The 396-nt window shown below is 66.7% G+C and carries 1 protein-coding gene; it reads left to right on the top strand.

The genetic code is table 11. From position 1 onward, the window contains the following. Positions 1 to 396 (top strand): alpha-amylase family glycosyl hydrolase (locus E4T82_RS12265; protein ID WP_245167507.1); only part of this gene is annotated, 396 nt, incomplete at both ends.

Genomic DNA, 396 nt, shown 5'->3' with positions numbered 1-396 from the left:
AGGTTCTCCGCCTGGTACGAGATCTTTCCGCGCTCGCAATCGATGGACGTGAACCGCCACGGCACCTTCGACGACGTGATCAAGCGCCTGCCCGAGATCCGGGAACTCGGCTTCGACGTGCTCTACTTCACGCCGATCCACCCGGTGGGCCGGACCAACCGCAAGGGCAAGAACAACACCCTCAAGGCCCTGCCGGGCGACGTCGGCTCGGTCTACGCGGTGGGCGCGGAGGAGGGCGGCCACGAGGCCGTGCACCCCGACCTCGGCACGCTGGAGGATTTCGAGCGGCTGGTGGCGGCAAGCCACGCCTCCGGCATGGAGATCGCCCTCGACTTCGCGATCCAGTGCTCGCCCGACCATCCCTGGATCAAGGACCATCCCGAATGGTTCGAGTGG

The sequence above is a fragment of the Streptococcus cuniculi genome (assembly GCF_004570575.1).
Lineage (GTDB): Bacteria > Bacillota > Bacilli > Lactobacillales > Streptococcaceae > Streptococcus > Streptococcus cuniculi_A.
The sequence above is the reverse complement of the archived record's forward strand: the minus strand, read 5'-3'. Positions and strand labels throughout refer to the sequence as shown.